General features: G+C 63.9%; 13 protein-coding genes and 1 pseudogene. 9 read left to right on the top strand and 5 right to left on the bottom strand.

Going from position 1 to position 16697, the window contains the following annotated elements:
* Positions 1-156: 156 nt before the first annotated feature.
* Both KUV65_RS15925 and KUV65_RS15920 read left to right on the top strand, forming a co-directional pair.
* On the top strand, positions 157-1323 hold the full coding sequence (locus KUV65_RS15925; RefSeq protein WP_222191703.1) for an AAA family ATPase: 1167 nt from the start codon (positions 157-159) through the stop codon (positions 1321-1323).
* A gap of 152 nt (positions 1324-1475) precedes the next feature.
* The gene (locus KUV65_RS15920) at positions 1476-1823 is read left to right on the top strand and encodes a hypothetical protein (RefSeq protein WP_222191702.1); all 348 of its coding nucleotides are present in this window, start codon (positions 1476-1478) and stop codon (positions 1821-1823) included.
* A 411-nt stretch (positions 1824-2234) separates the two neighbouring features.
* On the opposite strand, the gene mbfA is transcribed toward KUV65_RS15920, so the two are convergent.
* On the bottom strand, positions 2235-3209 hold the full coding sequence (mbfA, locus tag KUV65_RS15915) for an iron exporter MbfA (protein ID WP_261331835.1): 975 nt from the start codon (positions 3207-3209) through the stop codon (positions 2235-2237).
* A 223-nt stretch (positions 3210-3432) separates the two neighbouring features.
* On the opposite strand from mbfA, the gene KUV65_RS15910 reads away from it, so the two are divergent.
* Positions 3433-4920, top strand: coding sequence for an efflux RND transporter periplasmic adaptor subunit (locus KUV65_RS15910; RefSeq protein ID WP_222191701.1), 1488 nt, complete (start codon positions 3433-3435; stop codon positions 4918-4920).
* Positions 4921-4923: 3 nt separating this feature from the next.
* Positions 4924-8307, top strand: coding sequence for an efflux RND transporter permease subunit (locus KUV65_RS15905; protein WP_222191700.1), 3384 nt, complete (start codon positions 4924-4926; stop codon positions 8305-8307).
* Positions 8308-8388: 81 nt separating this feature from the next.
* Here the strand turns inward: KUV65_RS15905 and KUV65_RS15900 are convergent, their stop codons facing one another.
* A complete protein-coding gene (locus KUV65_RS15900; protein WP_222191699.1) occupies positions 8389-9033 on the bottom strand; it encodes a cytochrome b/b6 domain-containing protein in 645 nt (214 codons plus the stop codon).
* Positions 9033-9338 carry a PepSY domain-containing protein gene (locus KUV65_RS15895; protein WP_222191698.1) on the bottom strand — a complete coding sequence of 102 codons (306 nt, stop codon included), beginning with the start codon at positions 9336-9338 and terminating at the stop codon, positions 9033-9035. Before KUV65_RS15895 ends, KUV65_RS15900 begins: the two co-directional genes overlap by 1 nt.
* 131 nt (positions 9339-9469) lie before the next feature.
* On the opposite strand from KUV65_RS15895, the gene KUV65_RS15890 reads away from it, so the two are divergent.
* From KUV65_RS15890 to KUV65_RS15880, 3 genes are read left to right on the top strand one after another with little or no spacing between them, the layout of a single operon-like run.
* Positions 9470-9760 carry a PepSY domain-containing protein gene (locus tag KUV65_RS15890; RefSeq protein ID WP_222191697.1) on the top strand — a complete coding sequence of 97 codons (291 nt, stop codon included), beginning with the start codon at positions 9470-9472 and terminating at the stop codon, positions 9758-9760.
* A complete protein-coding gene (locus tag KUV65_RS15885; RefSeq protein WP_222191696.1) occupies positions 9760-10419 on the top strand; it encodes a response regulator transcription factor in 660 nt (219 codons plus the stop codon). Before KUV65_RS15890 ends, KUV65_RS15885 begins: the two co-directional genes overlap by 1 nt.
* Positions 10416-11735 carry a sensor histidine kinase gene (locus KUV65_RS15880; RefSeq protein ID WP_222191695.1) on the top strand — a complete coding sequence of 440 codons (1320 nt, stop codon included), beginning with the start codon at positions 10416-10418 and terminating at the stop codon, positions 11733-11735. Before KUV65_RS15885 ends, KUV65_RS15880 begins: the two co-directional genes overlap by 4 nt.
* Positions 11736-11984: 249 nt before the next feature.
* Here the strand turns inward: KUV65_RS15880 and KUV65_RS15875 are convergent, their stop codons facing one another.
* Positions 11985-12620, bottom strand: coding sequence for a cysteine hydrolase (locus tag KUV65_RS15875; RefSeq protein ID WP_222191694.1), 636 nt, complete (start codon positions 12618-12620; stop codon positions 11985-11987).
* Positions 12621-12651: 31 nt separating this feature from the next.
* Positions 12652-13486 (bottom strand): annotated as a pseudogene (locus KUV65_RS15870) (IS5 family transposase).
* Positions 13487-13897: 411 nt separating this feature from the next.
* On the opposite strand from KUV65_RS15870, the gene KUV65_RS15865 reads away from it, so the two are divergent.
* Together KUV65_RS15865 and KUV65_RS15860 are read left to right on the top strand one after the other, a co-directional pair.
* Entirely contained in the window at positions 13898-14833 is a 936-nt protein-coding gene (locus KUV65_RS15865; RefSeq protein WP_222191693.1) for a TAXI family TRAP transporter solute-binding subunit, read from the top strand.
* A 10-nt stretch (positions 14834-14843) separates the two neighbouring features.
* On the top strand, positions 14844-16688 hold the full coding sequence (locus KUV65_RS15860; protein WP_222191692.1) for a TRAP transporter permease: 1845 nt from the start codon (positions 14844-14846) through the stop codon (positions 16686-16688).
* The last annotated feature ends 9 nt before the right edge of the window (positions 16689-16697 follow it).

The raw sequence follows: 16697 nt of genomic DNA, 5'->3' as shown, positions 1-16697 counted from the left end.
GCGTCCCCTCGTCATCTTGCGGCACATGTTCAGGACTTGCGCCCACTTCATAAGTAGCTGACCCGGCCTTTCGCCGGGATCGGCCTTTGCGTGCTTTCCTGATCTTTCCCCACATCGCGTCCGATCCCTGTCTCCCTCCATCCGTGGAGTCAGCGCATGTCGACCCAAGACCTCTATCCCTTCCTGCTCGCCGAGCAGGCCACCAAGCCGAAATACGATGAGAAAGACCTCATCGCGCGGTTCACCCGCCACCTTCAGAAGCTTTGCTTTACGCCGCCGAGCCAGGAGGATCTCCAGAAGGTTCTCGATGCCAGAACGGCTCTCAAGGAAGAATGTGGCGTGTCGGACGAGCAAGCCGCTGTCGGCCATCCTTTCCCTCCGCTTCATGCCAGCGAGATCTTGCTTCGGATGCGCGACGAGGACCGGATCGCGCGCCGCGCGCGGTGCCTCGCCCATGGCAAGACCGTTCCGGTCAATCCGTTTGCCGATTTGCGCAAGGAAGAGGCCGAAAAGCTTAAACCCATCCAGAACGGGCTACCGGCCGTCATGCCCGGAGATGAACACTGGGCCGACGAGATCGCCGCCGCGCTTCACGATGAGATGCCCTGGATGGGACCGGCCACTGAACATGCCTGGCACTCCCTGCGTCGGGCAGCGCGCCTCGGCGAGCCGATCACGCTGCGGCCTGTCATCCTGAACGGCCCGTGGGGCATCGGCAAATCCGTCTGGGCCCGCCGTCTGGCCGAGCGACTGTCCATGCCCTCGATCGAGATCGACGCCTCGAAGAGTGCCGCAGGCTTCGCGTTGACCGGCCTCGAGAGGGGCTGGGGGAGCGCACAGGCTGGGCGACCGCTTGAGGTCATCCTGCAACGCAGGCTGATCAACCCGCTCTGTGTCGTGGACGAGCTCTGCAAGGCTGGGTCAGCGACATCGGGCAAGGGCACCCGCTTCTCGTTCTCCGATGCGCTGCTGTCCCTGCTCGAGCCGGCCACGGCGAAGCATTGGGAATGCCCGATGTATCGGCTGCCCTTCGACATGTCGCGGATCTCCTGGGTGCTGACGTCGAACCGGACCGCGACGATCGCCCCGGCTGTTCTGAACCGCTGTCAGGTGATCGAGTTGCCCAACGTGACGGCGGACGACCTCGTTCGATTTGCGCGGCGGCAGGGCGTGGCGACGGGTTTAGGCGAAGCTGCAATCGACGCCGTGGTGGAAGCCATTCTCAGGGGTCCAAAGATCACGCATCGCCGTTTCAGCTTGCGCGATGTCCTCCGCCTGCTCGAGCGGGCCGAGACGCTTCAACATAAGCCATTGCTGCACTGACGGCCAAGCACGTCGCCTGTGGAGTCAGTACTGCGTCTATGGGGTCATCGGGCCGACCAATATGGCGAAAAGACCATAAACGGCCCGGCCACGGGGGCATTGCTCGCGCATATGGCGAAATCACCATACCTGACCCCGGAAAGAACGAACGAATGATCAGAACCTATGACGACATCCTCGCAAAGCACCCCGCCCTCCTTGGATCGGAGCCGACGGATCTGAAGGCCTTCGGTGTTTGCTGTGGGCCGGGATGGCTGCCCATCCTAGAGAGACTTTTCGATGATCTCGAGAAAACCCGGCAAGAAGATGGCCTGACCATCACCGTGTTCCAGGTGAAGGAGAAATTCGGCGAGTTGCGCGTCTATGTCAGGGGCGGCAACGACCGTGTGCAGCATCGTCTTCGCGACGCCGAATGGGACGCCATGTTTACGTGCGAAGACTGCGGCGGGCGAAGCCCAGGCGTCCAGTCCCTTGGCAGCGGCCTGAACAACCTCTGCTGAGCATGCCGCAAGAAGCTGAGGCAGTCATGGAAGGATAGGTAGCGGATCAGATCTTGAGGTCGTCCTCGGTTATGCCTTTCCGGAGCGCTGGAGGTGCGCTTCCAGCTCCTTGGCGACGGCCTGGAAAAGTGCTGCATGAGTTGGCCAAACACTCAGGGCGGAGAGCGGCCGTTCGCTGCAGCGGATAGGAACAAGCTTCGTGGACGAACAACGGACACTTGGGGAAGCTGTGGAGGACGTGCCGTTTGCCCGCGCGGATGGAGCCAATGTACCGGAAAGATCGGTTGAAACGGTACGAGTCGCCCAACCGCACCGGCCGAGAATGCTTCGCTTTATCGGTTTTTTGCCGGGCCAGGCCAAACGCTTGTACTGGTGATCATGCGTGGTTTCCGGGCGGAACGCTTCAGCAACTCACCCCGACCCGATGAACGCACCTGCCGCGAAGACCAGCGCCCCTCCCAGAACAACCTGAAAGGTCGCGCGCAGGAATGGGGTATCCATGAATCGGTTCTGGATCCAGACAATGGCCCACAACTCGATGAACACCACGACCAGTGCGGTGATGGTCGCGGTCCAGAAATCCGCGATCAGATAGGGCAGCGCGTGGCCCAGCCCGCCCAAGGTCGTCATGATGCCCGAGGCAAATCCCCGTTTCCAAGGCGATCCGCGGCCGGACAGAACCCCGTCGTCGGATGCCGCCTCGGTAAAACCCATGGAGATGCCCGCCCCGACCGAGGCCGCCAGCCCAACCAGAAATGTCGTCCAAGTGTCCTGCGTAGCAAAGGCCGTGGCAAAGATCGGCGCCAGCGTCGAGACCGACCCATCCATCAGCCCCGCCAACCCAGGCTGGACCCATGTCAGAATGAATTGCCGCTTCGCGCGATCGTTCTCCTTGTCGCGCGTCTCCTCGTCGAGATGCGCTTTGCTCAGGTCGTCGGCCAGTGCGCGATGCCCGGCTTCGGCTGTCGCCAGATCGCCCAGTAGTTTCCGGGTTGCCGCATCCTGGGTGGTTTGTGCCGCGCGCTGGTAAAAAGCCTCGGCTTCGCCCTCCATGGCGGCGGCCTCTTCGCGGATCCGATCGAGCCCGAGGTTTTCGACAAGCCAGACCGGGCGGCGGGCATACCAGCCAGCGACATGTTCCCGACGGATCAGGGGAATCACGTCGCCAAAGCGGGTTCGGTGCAAATCGATCAGGCGTTGCCGGTGACGGTCTTCTTCCTCGGCCATGCCGTCGAACAGCTTTGCGGTATCGGGATACTCGGAGCGCAGCCGTTGGGCATAGCTGCGATAAATCCGGGCGTCATCCTCCTCGGACGAGATGGCAAGGGCGAGGACCTCCTGCTCGTTGAGGTCGCGGAACCGTCGGCGGTTCATAGGCACGCGCATGGTTGTACGTCTCTCTCTGTCTCGTCTTGGGCCGCGCCCTGCAATCGGGCTTATTTCCCGAAGCTGGCGTCATGCCACGTGGAGGAGTGGGCCACAGATCGCGGGCGTCAATGCGAAGCCATAGATCGGCTTGAGCGACGCCCCATCCTACCTTGATAGCTACAGTTAGTTGACTTTTTCAACCAGTGGGCGAAGGCTGCGCGAAAATCGAAGGATTCTACGGTTGACCACACGCACTCGCACCCTGTCCGGTCTCGCGATCCTTGCCCTTGCCATCACGTTTCTCGGGGTTTCGGTCAGTGTCATTTCACGGGCTCTCGATGCTCCGACCCGGGCAGCCGAGGTACGCCAGCCCCGCGAAAGGGTCTTCTCGGTTCCCGTCGGGACGTTGTCCGCGGAAACGATCAGCCCCACGATCACATCCTACGGCCAGATCGCCAGCGGGCGCAGCCTCGAGGTGCGCAGCTCGGTCGGGGGCGAGATCGTCTGGCTGGCCGATGAATTCCGCGACGGCGGGATGGTCGACGAGGGGCAGGAGTTGCTTCGCATCGATCCGGCGAGGCTGGAAACGGCTGTCGCCATGGCCGAGGCGGATTTGGCCGAAGCCGAGGCGGACCTTGCGCGGGCTGTCTCGGCCCTGACGCTTGCGGAGCTCGACGCCGACGCAGCGCAGGAACAGTTGGACCTGCGCGCCGAAGCCCTTGAACGGCAAGAGGCGCTGGCCGAGCGCGAAATCTCTCGTGCCGCCGATCTCGAAGCCGCGGCCCTGGCGCGCGCGGCGGCGCAGCAGACGGCGATCAATCGACAGCAAGCGGTCGCGGCGGAACAGGCACGCATCGACCAGGCGGAAATCGCGGTGCAACGCGCGCAGCTTGCGCTGGAGAACGCGCAGAGGGACCTTGAGGACGCGGTCATCACGGCGCCGTTCTCCGGGGTAATGACGCGCAGCGCGGTCAGCCTCGGTCGCCTCCTGTCGGCCAATGAACAGCTCGGTGTTCTGATCGATCCACGAAACCTCGAAGTCAGCTTTCGCGTGACGAATACGCAGTTCGAACGCTTGCTGAATGGACAGGGTCAGTTGCGCAACGCGGAAATCACGCTGGTTTTCCAAACCTGGCGGAACGCGCGCGAGTTCAGTGCGGTGATCGACCGGGCGGATGCGGAGGTGGGCGAGGGACAGGTCGGGCGCTTGATCTATGCCCGCCTGTCCGACCCCGATCCGATGACCATCAGGCCCGGGGATTTCGTCACCGTTCACGCGACCGAACGGCCGATGTCCGACGTGGTGGAGATCCCGGCAGCCGCGGCAACACCCGATGGGCGCATCCTGTTGATCGGCGCGGGCAACCGCCTAGAGGAAGTGAACGCGACGATCCTGCGCCACCAGGGCGACAGGCTGATCGTGACCGATGTTCCGGTCGGGCACGATTACGTGCTGTCGCGGGCGTTGCAGCTTGGGCCCGGCTTGCAGGTCGAGCCTGTCCAACCCGCCGCCGAAGGTGACGCGCCGGCCGGTGCCGACGCCGCGCCGGAAAGTGCAAGTGATACGATCGCGCTTGACGAGGAACGGCGCGCCGCGCTCATCGCGTTTATCGAGGCGAATGACCAGATGCGCCCCGAGACACGCGAACGGGTCTTGGGGGAATTGAGCCAGCCCGAGGTGCCCCGCGCCACGGTCGAACGGTTCGAAGCCCGCATGGCGGAGCAGTAACACATGGCCCGTTCGACCACGCATGACGCGGACGAGCGCGGATTGCTCGCCTATTTCACCCGCCATCGCACAGCCGCCACCTTCCTGATGGCCGTCATGGTGATGCTTGGCCTCGTGGCTGCAACCCAGATCCGGTCGCAGTTCTTTCCCGACGTGGTGATCGACACGGTTTCGGTCACGGTGGATTGGGACGGCGCGGGGCCGGAGGAGTTGGATGCCTCGGTCGTTGCGCTTCTCGAACCGCCGCTGCAAGCCGTTGAAGGCGTGTTCAGTTCGACGGCCGTTTCGGTCGAAGGGTCGGCCACGATCACGCTGACCCTCGAACCGGGCTGGGACCTCGGCCGCGCGACGGAAGACGTGTCCGCCGCGGTCGAGGCCGTGCGAACCCTGCCCGATGGCACAGATGAGCCTGTCATCCAGCGCGGCGTCTGGCGGGACAAGGTGGCCGAAATCGTGGTGTTCGGCACCATCGACCCCACCCAACTGGGCCAGATCGCGGATGAACTCGTCGCGCGCCTGCATCGCGAGGGGATCACGCGCACGGCCCTGACCGGGCTGGCCGCGCCGCAGATCGACGTCCTTGTGCCCGAGGTCACGCGCGTACGGCATGACCTGACGCTGCGCGAGGTGGCAGATGCCATCTCTGGGCAAGCCAACAGCCGCCCCGCCGGGGATCTTGCGGATGGCAGCGCGCGGTTGCGCGCCGGTGATGAACAGCGCACGGCGGAAGAGATCCGCGAAATCGTCATCGGCACGGCCCCTGACGGTGGCCAGATCGCGGTTCGAAACGTCGCGCAGGTCGTGGTGACCGGCGCCGATGCTGGCCGCGCCTACTACATGGGAGAGGCCCCCGCGATGCTGATCCGGGTCGACCGCTCCTCGGAAGGGGACTCGATCGAAATCCAGCGCCGGGTGGAAGAGATCGTCGCCGAGGTCGGCCCGACCCTGCCCGAGGGTGTGTCCCTGCGCATCATCAATCCCCGCGCCGCCGAAATCACGCGCACGCTCGACATCGTCTACCAGAACGCGCTTATGGGTCTGATCCTCGTGCTGGGCGTACTGTTCCTGTTTCTCAACGTGCGCACGGCCATCTGGGTCGCGATGGGCATTCCGGTCACGATGCTGGCCGCCGTGGCGGTGATGTATGTGGGGGGCGTGTCGCTCAACATCATGTCGCTGTTCGGCCTGATCATCATGCTGGGGATCGTTGTGGACGACGCCATCGTGATCGCCGAGCACGCCGATTTCCGCGCGCGCAGCCTTGGAGAAGAGCCCGGCATTGCCCCCGTGCGCGCCGTCAAGCGGATGATCGGCCCGGTCTTCAGCTCGACCGCGACGACTGTTCTCGCCTTCATCGCGCTCTTTTTCATCGGCGGGTCGTTCGGCACGCTGATCTCGGACATCCCCTTTGTCGTGGCGGCGGTTCTGACCGCCTCGCTGATCGAAAGCCTGCTGATCCTGCCCAACCACATGCGTCATGCGTTGCACGGTGACGACAAGCGCTCATGGCTGTCGGCCCCGAGCGTATGGTTCAACCGCCAGTTCACGCGGTTCTCGAACGGGATCTTTGCACCGTTCATGACGCTGGTGATCCGTGCACGCTACGCGGTGGTGGCCGGCATGATCCTGATCCTGTCCTTCGCGGCGGCGGCGGTGATCCGGGGCGACGTGCTGTGGCAGTTCTACACCGCGCCGGAAAGCGGCTCGATCGCGGGGAATTTCGCCTTCCTGCCCGGCGCCACGCGCGAGGATACGCGCGACATGGCCCGGGAAATCGACCGGGCGGTTGCAGCCGTCGCCGCGCGGCACGAGGAACAACTGGGCGTCAATCCGGTCGTCCACGCCCTGACCCAGGTCGGCGGCACGGGCGGTCGCGGCCTGCCGGGCCAATCCACGATGGACCAGGACCTTCTGGGCAATATCGATATCGGCCTGATCAGTGCCGATGAGCGCCCGTTTTCCGCCGCCGAGTTCGTCCGCGAGGTCCAGCAGGAGTTGCGCCGTCCCCCCGGCCTCGCCCTGCTGAGCTTCCGCACCCAGGGGCGGGGACCGGCCGAAGACTCGCTCTCCGTCAATCTCTATGGCGAGGATAGCGCGGTTCTCAAGGCAGCGGCCGAAGACCTGGCCGCCACCCTCTCTGCCTTTCCCGAGGTGACCGGCCTCGAAGACAACCTGCCTTACGGACGCGACGAGGTGGTACTGCGCCTGACGCCGCAAGGCGCGGCGCTCGGGCTATCCGAAGACGAGATTGGCGCGGAATTGTTCGCCCGCCTGCGCGGGATCACGGCGGCCGAGTTTCCCGCCGGCACGCGCACGACTGAGGTCACCGTGCGCCTGCCCGAAGCGGAACAGACCGCCGATTTCCTTGCGGCGACCCTGATCCGCGTTGCGCCGGGACAGTTCGTGCCTCTGGGCGAGATTGTCACGGCCGAGACCCTGCGCGCCTTTTCCACCATCACGCGGGAAAACGGGCGCCGCCTCGTGACCGTCACCGGCGATCTGTCCGAGGACAACCCCGCCCGCGCCGCCGAGATCGGAGCCCTCTTGCAAGAGCACCTGCTGCCCGATCTGGCAACCCGCTACAATCTCGATTGGGATCTGAGCGGATTGGCGGTGCAGGAAAGCAGTTTCCTGACCGACGCGTTCTACGGGTTCCTTCTGTGCGTCGTGGGGATCTACCTGATCCTTGGCTGGATCCTGGGCAGTTGGACCGAACCCCTGATCGTGGTCGCCGTCATCCCCTTCGGTTTGATCGGCACGGTGCTGGGCCATGCGCAGTTCGATCTGGCGATGTCCCTCTTCACGGTGATCGGTGTGATCGGCATGTCCGGCATCATCATCAATGATGCGATCGTTCTGGTCACGACGGTGCAGGACTACGCGCAAACCCGGCCAATCGCCGCCGCCGCGATCGAGGGGGCCCGCGAACGCCTGCGCCCGATCCTTTTGACGACACTGACCACGGTTCTGGGTCTTGCCCCCCTGATGTACGAGGGCAGCCGACAAGCCCTGTTCCTGAAACCGACCGTCGTGACGCTGGTCTATGGCCTCAGCGTGGGGTTCTTCGTGGTTTTGCTGGTGGTGCCGTCGCTGCTGGTCATTCGCGACGATCTGAAAGCCTCGCTGCGATCCCTTCACCGGCTGTCCACGGGGCGCAGCAACCGGCTGCGCCGGCCGCTCAAACTCTCCATCGCAGTCCTGATTGCGGTCAACGTCGCGATTTTCGGCCCCTGGTCGGCAGAGGCGGTGCAAACCGGGCTGTTCGGCCTGTCCGGCATGGCGTTGCAGATGATGCTGTCGGCCATCTCAGCCGCCGTGATCATTGTCGGTATTGGTTTGGTGATCCTGCGACCCACTCCCGGAACGGCTGTCGAACGCCGGGAATAGCGCGTCATGGTGGCAGTGGTTGATTGGGCATATGTGGATCCACACGGATCCGGGCCCGGTGAACCGAGCCCGGAGCTTGTATCACTCAGCTGCGCGTTTGCGGCCATCGATCATGGCTTTGGTGAGGTTTTCGCCATGCACACGGCTGGCCCATAGTACGCCCGCCAAGTGCAGCAGGATCAGGATGAGCGTTATATTCGCAGCGACCTCGTGGATCTCCTCGAAGGCTTCACCGCCCTCGTCACCTTCGCCATGTTCGCCGTAGTGATCGTCGTCATCCTCGCCTTCCATGGCCCAGGTGGGCAGGGTCGCGCTGGTGACGATCCCGGCCAGCGGCCCTTCTCCTTCTTCGACGGCCAGCGTCGCCATGCCCGAAAACGCCGTGATCGCCAGCGCGACCAGCAAGGCCACGATCATCGCACCGCCCGCGGGGCTGTGGCCCAGGTGCCGCTCGGAGCGGCCCGCGATCAGAACGCGCAGATAGGTCATGACGCGACCCGGTCCCGTGACGAAATCCGAGAACCTGGCTCGCCGGGGCCCGAGAAGCCCCCACAGGATGCGCAGGCCCACGGTCGCCGCGATCGCATAGCCCGCCGTGGTGTGCAGCCATGCCGGCTCACCCTCGGTCAGGTAGGCGGTGGCAAAAGCCACCACCAGCACCCAGTGTCCGATACGCACCAGCGGATCCCAGACGCGCACCATTTCTGCTTCGGCAGGGTCGGCCATCAGTCGTCATCCTGATCGTCATCGCGTTCGTAGCCGTCGTCATCGCGGTACGGCAGCACTTCGCCCGTGACGGGGTTCAAATAGGCCTCCACCCGCATGCCGTTGGCATCGATCATCTCGACATCGTAGCGGTTCCGCTCGAACTCGATCTCGACAATGGTATAGCCTTGGTCTTCGAGCATGGCCGCGATCTCACTCACGCTCATGCGTTCCGGAACCTGCGGTTGCGTGGTTGTGTCCTGGGCTTGTGCGCCCAGGGCGAAACAACCTGCGGTGATGGCGGCCATGAGGATGGTCGGTTTCATGTGACTTCTCCTTTGCTTTTTTTCAGCAGCGCTCCGGCTGCGATGTGACCGGTATGACTCAGCCCGGCTGACACGAGCCTGATCGCGCCTGTCAGCTTGTCGTCAGCTACGAGGCGATAGACACTGGCCCCATGAAACACCTCTGCTTGATCCTTTTCTGCCTCGCGGCGCCCGCATGGGCCGACGAGGACCACGACAGGGCGCGCCGCGCGCTTGAAGCTGGCGAGGTGCTGCCCCTTGCGGAGATTCTCAGCGCTGCCGAAGCCGCAAGTCCGGGCCGGATCATTGAATTGGAGCTTGGCCGTGATGACGGGCGGTGGGTCTACGAGCTGGAGTTGGTCTCTCCTGACGGCCGCCTTTACGCAATGGAGATCGACGCCGCGACGGGCGAGATCCTCGAACTTGAGCGCGAGGACGACTGATGCGCGCGCTTGCGGTCGAGGATGACCCCCGCATCGCTGCCGATCTCCAGGCCGCCCTGTCCGGCGCGGGATTCCGCGTGGACCGGACAGGCGATGGCGAAGAGGCCTGGTTTCTTGGCGATACGGAGGAGTTCGACCTCGTCGTTCTCGATCTGGGCCTGCCCCGCCTGGACGGGTTGGCGGTGCTCAAACGCTGGCGTGCCAACGGCCGCACCATGCCCGTTCTGGTCCTGACCGCCCGCGGCACATGGCAAGAACGGGTCGAAGGGATCGAGGCCGGAGCCGACGATTACCTACCCAAACCCTTCCGCATGGAGGAGCTGATCGCCCGCGCCCGCGCGCTTGTGCGGCGCGCCGGGGGCCATGCGACGGCGCTTCAGGAAGTTGGCGACCTGAGTCTCGACACCAACCGGATGGGCGTTGCCTTACGCGGTGTGCCGGTACAGGTCACCGCGCTGGAATATCGTCTTCTGGCCTACCTGATGCAGAATCGGGACCGCCCCGTGCCACCAACCGAGTTGCTGGAACATCTCTACGGCGACGACGATGCGCGCGAGGCGAACGCGCTAGAGGCGGTGATTGCCCGTTTGCGCCGCAAGCTTGGACCGGGTGTCATCGGCACGCGGCGCGGTTTCGGCTACTTCCTGGAGCACTCATGAGCCTGCGCCTGCGCCTTGCACTGGCCGGCGCTGTGGCCATCCTGATCGCACTGGCATTGATGGCCTTTGGCCTGTCGCAGCTGTTCGGGGCGCATGTGGAGCGCCGTGCGGTGGCCGAGATGGGGGTGCAACTGGATCAGGTCTTGGCGGGGATGGAGGCTGGTCAGGACGGTCTGACACTGGCTCGCCCGCCCGCCGATCCGCGCTTTGACACACCTTATGGAGGGCTTTACTGGCAGATCGAATGGGTCGGCGGCGTCGAGCGATCCCGCTCACTCTGGGACGTAGCGTTAAGCCTGCCGGATGATGTGCTGGATGATGGTGCCGTGCATGTCCATCGCCTGATCGGGCCGCAGGGCGAACGCCTGCTGGTGCTTGAGCAATCGGTGATCTTGCCGGCAAGGCTGGGGGGCGGGGATGCGCGCGTTGCCGTCGCGATGGCGGCGGCCGAGTTGGATGCCGCGCGTCGCGCCTTCATGGCCGATCTTGCGCCATATCTCGGTTTTCTGGCTTTGGCCCTTGCTGGCGCGGGGTGGGCACAACTTTCCATTGGGTTGCGGCCCCTCAAAGGCTTGGGCGCGCGCGTCGCCGCATTACGAGATGGGGAAATCGGCCGCATGGGCATCGATTGGCCCGTCGAGGTTCGACCGGTCGCGGCGGAAATCGATGCTCTTCTGTCGGAACGCGAAGCCGAACTCGCCCGCGCCCGTACCCGCGCTGCCGATCTGGCCCATGGCCTGAAGACACCACTTCAAGCGCTGATGGGCGAGGCTGCGCGCCTGCGCGCAGCGGGCGGTGCGGTCCAGGCCGAGGGCATCGAAGAGACCGCGGTCGCGATGCGCCGAGCGGTGGATCGCGAGATTTCCCGGGCCCGCAGCGCGGCCCGCCTCTCCGACGCCCGCGCCGATCCCGCCGAGGTCGCGACGCGTGTGGTCGCGGTCTTGCGACGGACCCCGGACGGCGCGCGCGTGACCTGGTCTCAGAACATCCCTGACGGATTGTCGGTCGCCTTGGAGGAATCAGACCTGGCCGAGGCTTTGGGTGCGATCGCCGAAAACGCCGCCCGCCACGCGCACTCTTGCGTCACGCTATCAGCACGCCCTTGCGAGGGACGGGTCCGGTTGTCCATCGCGGACGATGGCCCGGGCATTCCCGCCAAGCGCCGCGCGGCCCTGGTCGCTCGCCACGGCCGCGCAGACGAATCCGGCTCCGGGCTTGGCCTCGCGATCGCCGCCGAGATTGTCGAAGCTGCTGGCGGGCAACTGGAGCTTTCGGACGCAAAGCCTGGCCTGTCCGTGACAATGGTGCTGCCATGACGGGCAGACCGAGTTCCCGGCTTGCCCGCTATGCCGCGACATGTATGGGCGACTGCCTCGGTGAAGCTGCGGTGCGGCACTGGCGGTCGGCGTGAATGTCCGGTTTGGGCCGGGACCGACGCAGCCGGTCGGCGTGAAGGCGTTGGATGCCGCGATGCGGTAGAGGTCGGCTTCGAGCCCCAGACCTACATGGCTGCTGCAAGTCCGCGAAAGGCCGGTTCAGCTCTTGAACGGGACTGAGGCCCGGCATTATCGATTCGTGTACTCGTGTGATGACATTGCTTCAATCATTGTGGTTCTGTCCTGAACCGCGCCCGTTTGCAGATACTCCATCGCTTTGAGCGCCGCCTCATGTGCCTCCACCGATGAACCGCCTACACAATCCTCAGCGACTCGGCAGAAGTAGTCGGACTGGTGCCCATCCACGAACGTGTAGTGAACACAAACATCTGTCAGACCACCGCACAGGAGCAACGTGTCGACTTTCAGGCATCGCAGCAGGATTTCCAAATCGGTCCCGAAAAACGCCGAGTAACGCCGCTTCGGGATAATGTAGTCGCCTTTGCGATATCCCATTTCCTCTTTGGCGACTTCCGTGCGCGGATCGCCCTTAAGGCAATGGACATCCTCATCTCCATCCAATTCCCGACCGAAATCGATCAGATCGGGCCGGTAGACTTCCTGGATGAAGATCACGGGGATATCATTCACATGCGCGGCATCGACCAGATCACGCGCGGCGATCATGCGATCCTTATAGCCCGGCATGTTGTCGATGGACCGCACATCGCTGTTGTCAATGAACGTGCTTTTTTGAACGTCGATCACGATGAGTGCAGGCCGACCTTCGATCAGGTTTCGTGCTGTTTTGGTCTGTGTCGTCATTTTCTGTGCCCTTTCGTCCTAGGGTCAGGACTCATAGCCAACAGGTGACGGTTGCCGCGAGAGCGATTGCTGAGAGGAAGACCTTTGGGCAGCGGTCGTAGCGTGTCGCGACGCGCCGCCAGTCTTTGAGCCTGCCGAACATGATCTCGATCACTGCCCGGCAGTGCATTGCGCAGCAATGTCACGAGAGGGACGGTTGCGTCGCTTGTACCGACGCTTGTCATAGCGCACCGCGGTCCTGCATTGTTTTCGACCAGGGATACATGCGCGTATCCCTTTGTCTTTCAAAGCTTCTCTGAACCAGTCGGCATCATACCCGCGGTCCCCGAGCAACCAGTCGACATCCGGCAGGCTGCCCAACAAAGCCCGTGCTCCGATGTAGTCGCTGACCTGCCCGGCCGTGACAAACAGATTGAGAGGACGTCCCTGGCTGTCGCAGATCGCGTGCAGCTTGGTGTTCATCCCGCCCTTGGTGCGACCGATCAGGCGTCCACGCCCCCCTTTTTTACGCCCATGCTGGTCGCTGTACGGTGGGCCTTGAGATACTTGCGGAGGCTCACTCGAACGCATGGCGTTCGCCTGCTCACGTCGATCATCACGGTCTTCTGTTCGCCGTGGTCGGCAGCCAGACCGGCCATCATCCGGGCGAAGATGCCTTTGTCGCTCCACCGCTTCCAACGGTTGTAGAGCGTCTTGTGCGGACCATAGGCCGAAGGGGCATAGCGCCACCTTAAGCCATTGCGATTAGTGAAGATAATACCGCTCAACACGCGTCGATCATCAACGCGTGGTTTGCCGTGAGACTTGGGGAAGAAGGGCTCAAGACGCGCCATCTGCGCATCGGTCAGCCAGAAAAGATCAGACATGGTCACCGCTCGGTTTTTGAACCGTGAATCATGACGCCAACGGGAGATCAATGGGTCCTGACCCTAGAGGCCAGATTCAATGCGAACTCTCACCCCCTTATCAAGGCCACTAACTACCTGCCAACCGAACGCGGCGACGTTGCTGGCGGACCAAGAGCCTTGAATAGTCATTGTCTGCAGGGGGTGGCGAATATTTTCCAGCGAGCGACCCCTTGGGCTCGAAGTCGCCTCCCTGGCGCTCACGACTTATTAAGAACGTCCAACACGCAGATATGCCCCCCCCGGGCGCGCCGGCCTTGAGTGCGTGGTCTGCGACTTTCGAAACCCAATAGAGGGCTTTTGCCTTGCTCTTTTTGACTCCAGTCGGTCAGCTAAGAACTTAACGCCGCCCCGACAAAAATGGACCCTTAGATGCGACCTATCAAGAAACTCGTGACGGTTTTCGTACTCTTGCTCACCCCTCTCGCTGCCGCCGCCCAGAATGCCAGCCTTGCAACCTCGTCACCGGGTGGATCGGTACACAATCTTGGCCTCATGCTGGCGAATGTCGCCGGCGAAGCCGGCATCGACCTCCGCATCACGCCGTTCAACACGACCACTCAGGCCATTCCGGTGGTTGCCGGTGGCGAAGTCACATTTGGTCTTGCGAATGCCTACGAACTTCAAATGGCCGAAAGCGGCACAGTGGCCTTCGACGGGTCGTCGGTCGAGGGGCTGCGCGCCGTGGCAGCGCTCTACCCGTTCAAAATGAGCCTGATGGTGCGCGCCGATAGCGACATCGAAACCATGGCCGACCTCGCAGGCCGCCGCTTGCCTGCCGGATTTGGCGCGACGGCAACCGGGGAATTCCTGATCGGCGGGATGCTGGCAGCGGCCGGCCTGTCCTATGAAGAGGTCGAACAGGTTACGGTCAGCAGCTTTGGCGACATGCAGACCGCCTTCGAAGCCGACCGGATCGACGCCATGATCGCGATCGTCGGCTCGGGTCGCGACGTGCGGATCAACGAGACCGTGGGCGGTATCCGGGTGCTCGGCATTCCCGGCGATGCCGAGGCCGAGGCGCGGATGCGGGAATTCGTTCCGGTGGCGCGCGCCGAACCGGTGGCAGCAGCCGACGGCCTCGTCGGTGTGACCGAGGACATGTTCACGCTCACCTACGACTATTACCTCTACACCTCTGCCGGCACGTCAGAGGATATCGTGACGGCGGTCCTGCAGGCGATCATCGACGGGCAGGACACCATTGCCGAGACTATCCCGGCCTTCGCTTGGTTCGATGTCGAAAACGCCGATGCCGACATCGGGTTGGAGTTCCATCCCGGCGCCCTGACCCTCATCGGAGATTGAGCCCCAGACCATGCTGACGGCGCTTCGGGGCGGGCTTGCGGCCTGTGTCGTGACCTTGCCCCTTCTATGGGCAACGGAATGGCTTGCCCCCTACCGATCCTTCGTGACGCTTGATCAGTTTGCGGTCACGGTGCTGGCGTTCTCGCTGGCGCTCGTCTTCCTGACGCCGCGCGCCGGGAAGGTGGGCTGGCCGCGGCTGGTCATGGCCTTGCTGTCGCTCGGGGTGGGGCTTGCAGCGTCGCTTGGCATCGAAAGCTTCGCGTTGCGCATGTTTTCGGGCGACCCGGACCTGGTTCTTTTGGCGTGCGGGTTGATCCTGCTATGTCTCGTGGGCTGCTACCTCGTCACGGGGTGGCCGATGACGCTGCTTGTTGCAACGTTCCTGCTGTTCGGGGCGGTCGCGCGGTTTCTGCCCGCCCCTATCAACGCCCCGCCGTTCGAACTTGATACCTACGTGGTCTACATCGCCTTCGGGGGGGATGCCCTGGTAGGGCAGGCCCTGCGGATCGTGACGGTTGTGGTGGTGGTCTTCGTCCTTTTCAGCCGGATGTTCGAGTTGATGGGCGGTACCGAATTTTTCGCCCGCCTCGCGATCATGGCATCCGGAAAGGGGCCGGGCGGCGCGCTCAAGGTTGCGGTGGTCGCCTCGGGCCTGTTCGGGTCGGTGAATGGCAGCACGACAGCGAACGTCGTGTCCTCGGGCGGCTTCTCCATTCCCATGATGCGCCGCATCGGTGTGCCCGCGCACCAAGCCGCCGCGATCGAGGCCGTGGCCTCTACCGGCGGGCAGTTGATGCCGCCCGTGATGGGGATCGCAGCGTTCCTCATGGTCGAAGTGGCCGGCCTGCCCTACCGCGAGGTGATCGCGGCCGCTTTCTTCCCCGCATTGCTCTATTTCCTGTCCATCTTCTTTCAGATCGACGGCCTCGCCTCCCGCCACGGGTTGCCACCGTCGGATCAAAGCCGCGCAGACTGGGCTGAGATCGGACGCGACGCGCTGCGCACGGCCATTCCGTTCGCGCTGATCGTCGGGACCTTGATCCTGATGCCCTACGCCCCGGGCCACGGGGCGGTCCTCGCCTCGGTCGCCTGCCTCGCCCTGGCCGCGACGCGCAAGCCGCTGACAACCCTTTTCGCCGAGGCCGCCCGCCTGACCGTGCTTGCCGGGATCACCGCCGCGCGGATCGTGGTGACAGGGGCGGTGATCGGCATGCTGCTGGGGGTGGTCAACTACACCGGCCTCGGCGTGGCCGGCGCGCTCGCCATCGAGGGCATGGCCTCGAGCCAGCTTTACCTGGCGTTGATCGCCGCTGCTGTTGCATGTTTTTTCCTCGGGCTCGGCCTTGCCACGACTGCCGTTTACGCGGTGGTCGGAACCTTGATCGCACCCAGCCTCGTGGCCTTCGGCCTGCCGGTGATCGCAGCCCACATGTTCGTGTTCTACTGCGCGATGCTGTCGATGATCACGCCGCCGGTCGCCATTGCCTGCCTGGCGGCCAGCGGCCTTGCCGAGGCGTCCTTCTGGCGCACGTCCTTCATGGCCATGCGCTTGGGATGGTCACTGTTCTTCCTGCCGTTCCTGTTCGTCATCAACCCCGAGTTGCTCTTGATTGGCAGCGGCTTCGAGATTGCAACGACCGTGGTATGCTGCCTAGCAGGGGTGATCGGTATTTCCACAGTGATCGGACGCTTGCCGATCGAACGTGAAGGCTTGCTTTGGAACGCGCTTCTCGCCGGTCTCGCGGTTGCGGCGCTGACGCATCCGCTGCCCTTGGTGGTTCGCGTCATGGCGGCCTGTGCCTTGCTCGTAGCGTTCTACAAGGACAGGGCGCAGCATCCTTCGGTGACGTCCTGAATCCTCGGG

The sequence above is a fragment of the Maritalea mobilis genome, assembly GCF_019800885.1.
Lineage (GTDB): Bacteria > Pseudomonadota > Alphaproteobacteria > Rhodobacterales > Rhodobacteraceae > Roseibacterium > Roseibacterium beibuensis.
The sequence above is the reverse complement of the archived record's forward strand: the minus strand, read 5'-3'. Positions and strand labels throughout refer to the sequence as shown.

Bases quoted from the DNA above. Each gene is read 5' to 3' on its own strand.
- KUV65_RS15925 (WP_222191703.1), top strand. From the start codon at position 157: ATGTCGACCCAAGACCTCTATCCCTTCCTGCTCGCCGAGCAGGCCACC.
- KUV65_RS15920 (WP_222191702.1), top strand. From the start codon at position 1,476: ATGATCAGAACCTATGACGACATCCTCGCAAAGCACCCCGCCCTCCTT.
- mbfA (WP_261331835.1), bottom strand. From the start codon at position 3,209: ATGCGCGTGCCTATGAACCGCCGACGGTTCCGCGACCTCAACGAGCAG.
- KUV65_RS15905 (WP_222191700.1), top strand. From the start codon at position 4,924: ATGGCCCGTTCGACCACGCATGACGCGGACGAGCGCGGATTGCTCGCC.
- KUV65_RS15900 (WP_222191699.1), bottom strand. From the start codon at position 9,033: ATGGCCGACCCTGCCGAAGCAGAAATGGTGCGCGTCTGGGATCCGCTG.
- KUV65_RS15895 (WP_222191698.1), bottom strand. From the start codon at position 9,338: ATGAAACCGACCATCCTCATGGCCGCCATCACCGCAGGTTGTTTCGCC.
- KUV65_RS15890 (WP_222191697.1), top strand. From the start codon at position 9,470: ATGAAACACCTCTGCTTGATCCTTTTCTGCCTCGCGGCGCCCGCATGG.
- KUV65_RS15885 (WP_222191696.1), top strand. From the start codon at position 9,760: ATGCGCGCGCTTGCGGTCGAGGATGACCCCCGCATCGCTGCCGATCTC.
- KUV65_RS15880 (WP_222191695.1), top strand. From the start codon at position 10,416: ATGAGCCTGCGCCTGCGCCTTGCACTGGCCGGCGCTGTGGCCATCCTG.
- KUV65_RS15875 (WP_222191694.1), bottom strand. From the start codon at position 12,620: ATGACGACACAGACCAAAACAGCACGAAACCTGATCGAAGGTCGGCCT.
- KUV65_RS15865 (WP_222191693.1), top strand. From the start codon at position 13,898: ATGCGACCTATCAAGAAACTCGTGACGGTTTTCGTACTCTTGCTCACC.
- KUV65_RS15860 (WP_222191692.1), top strand. From the start codon at position 14,844: ATGCTGACGGCGCTTCGGGGCGGGCTTGCGGCCTGTGTCGTGACCTTG.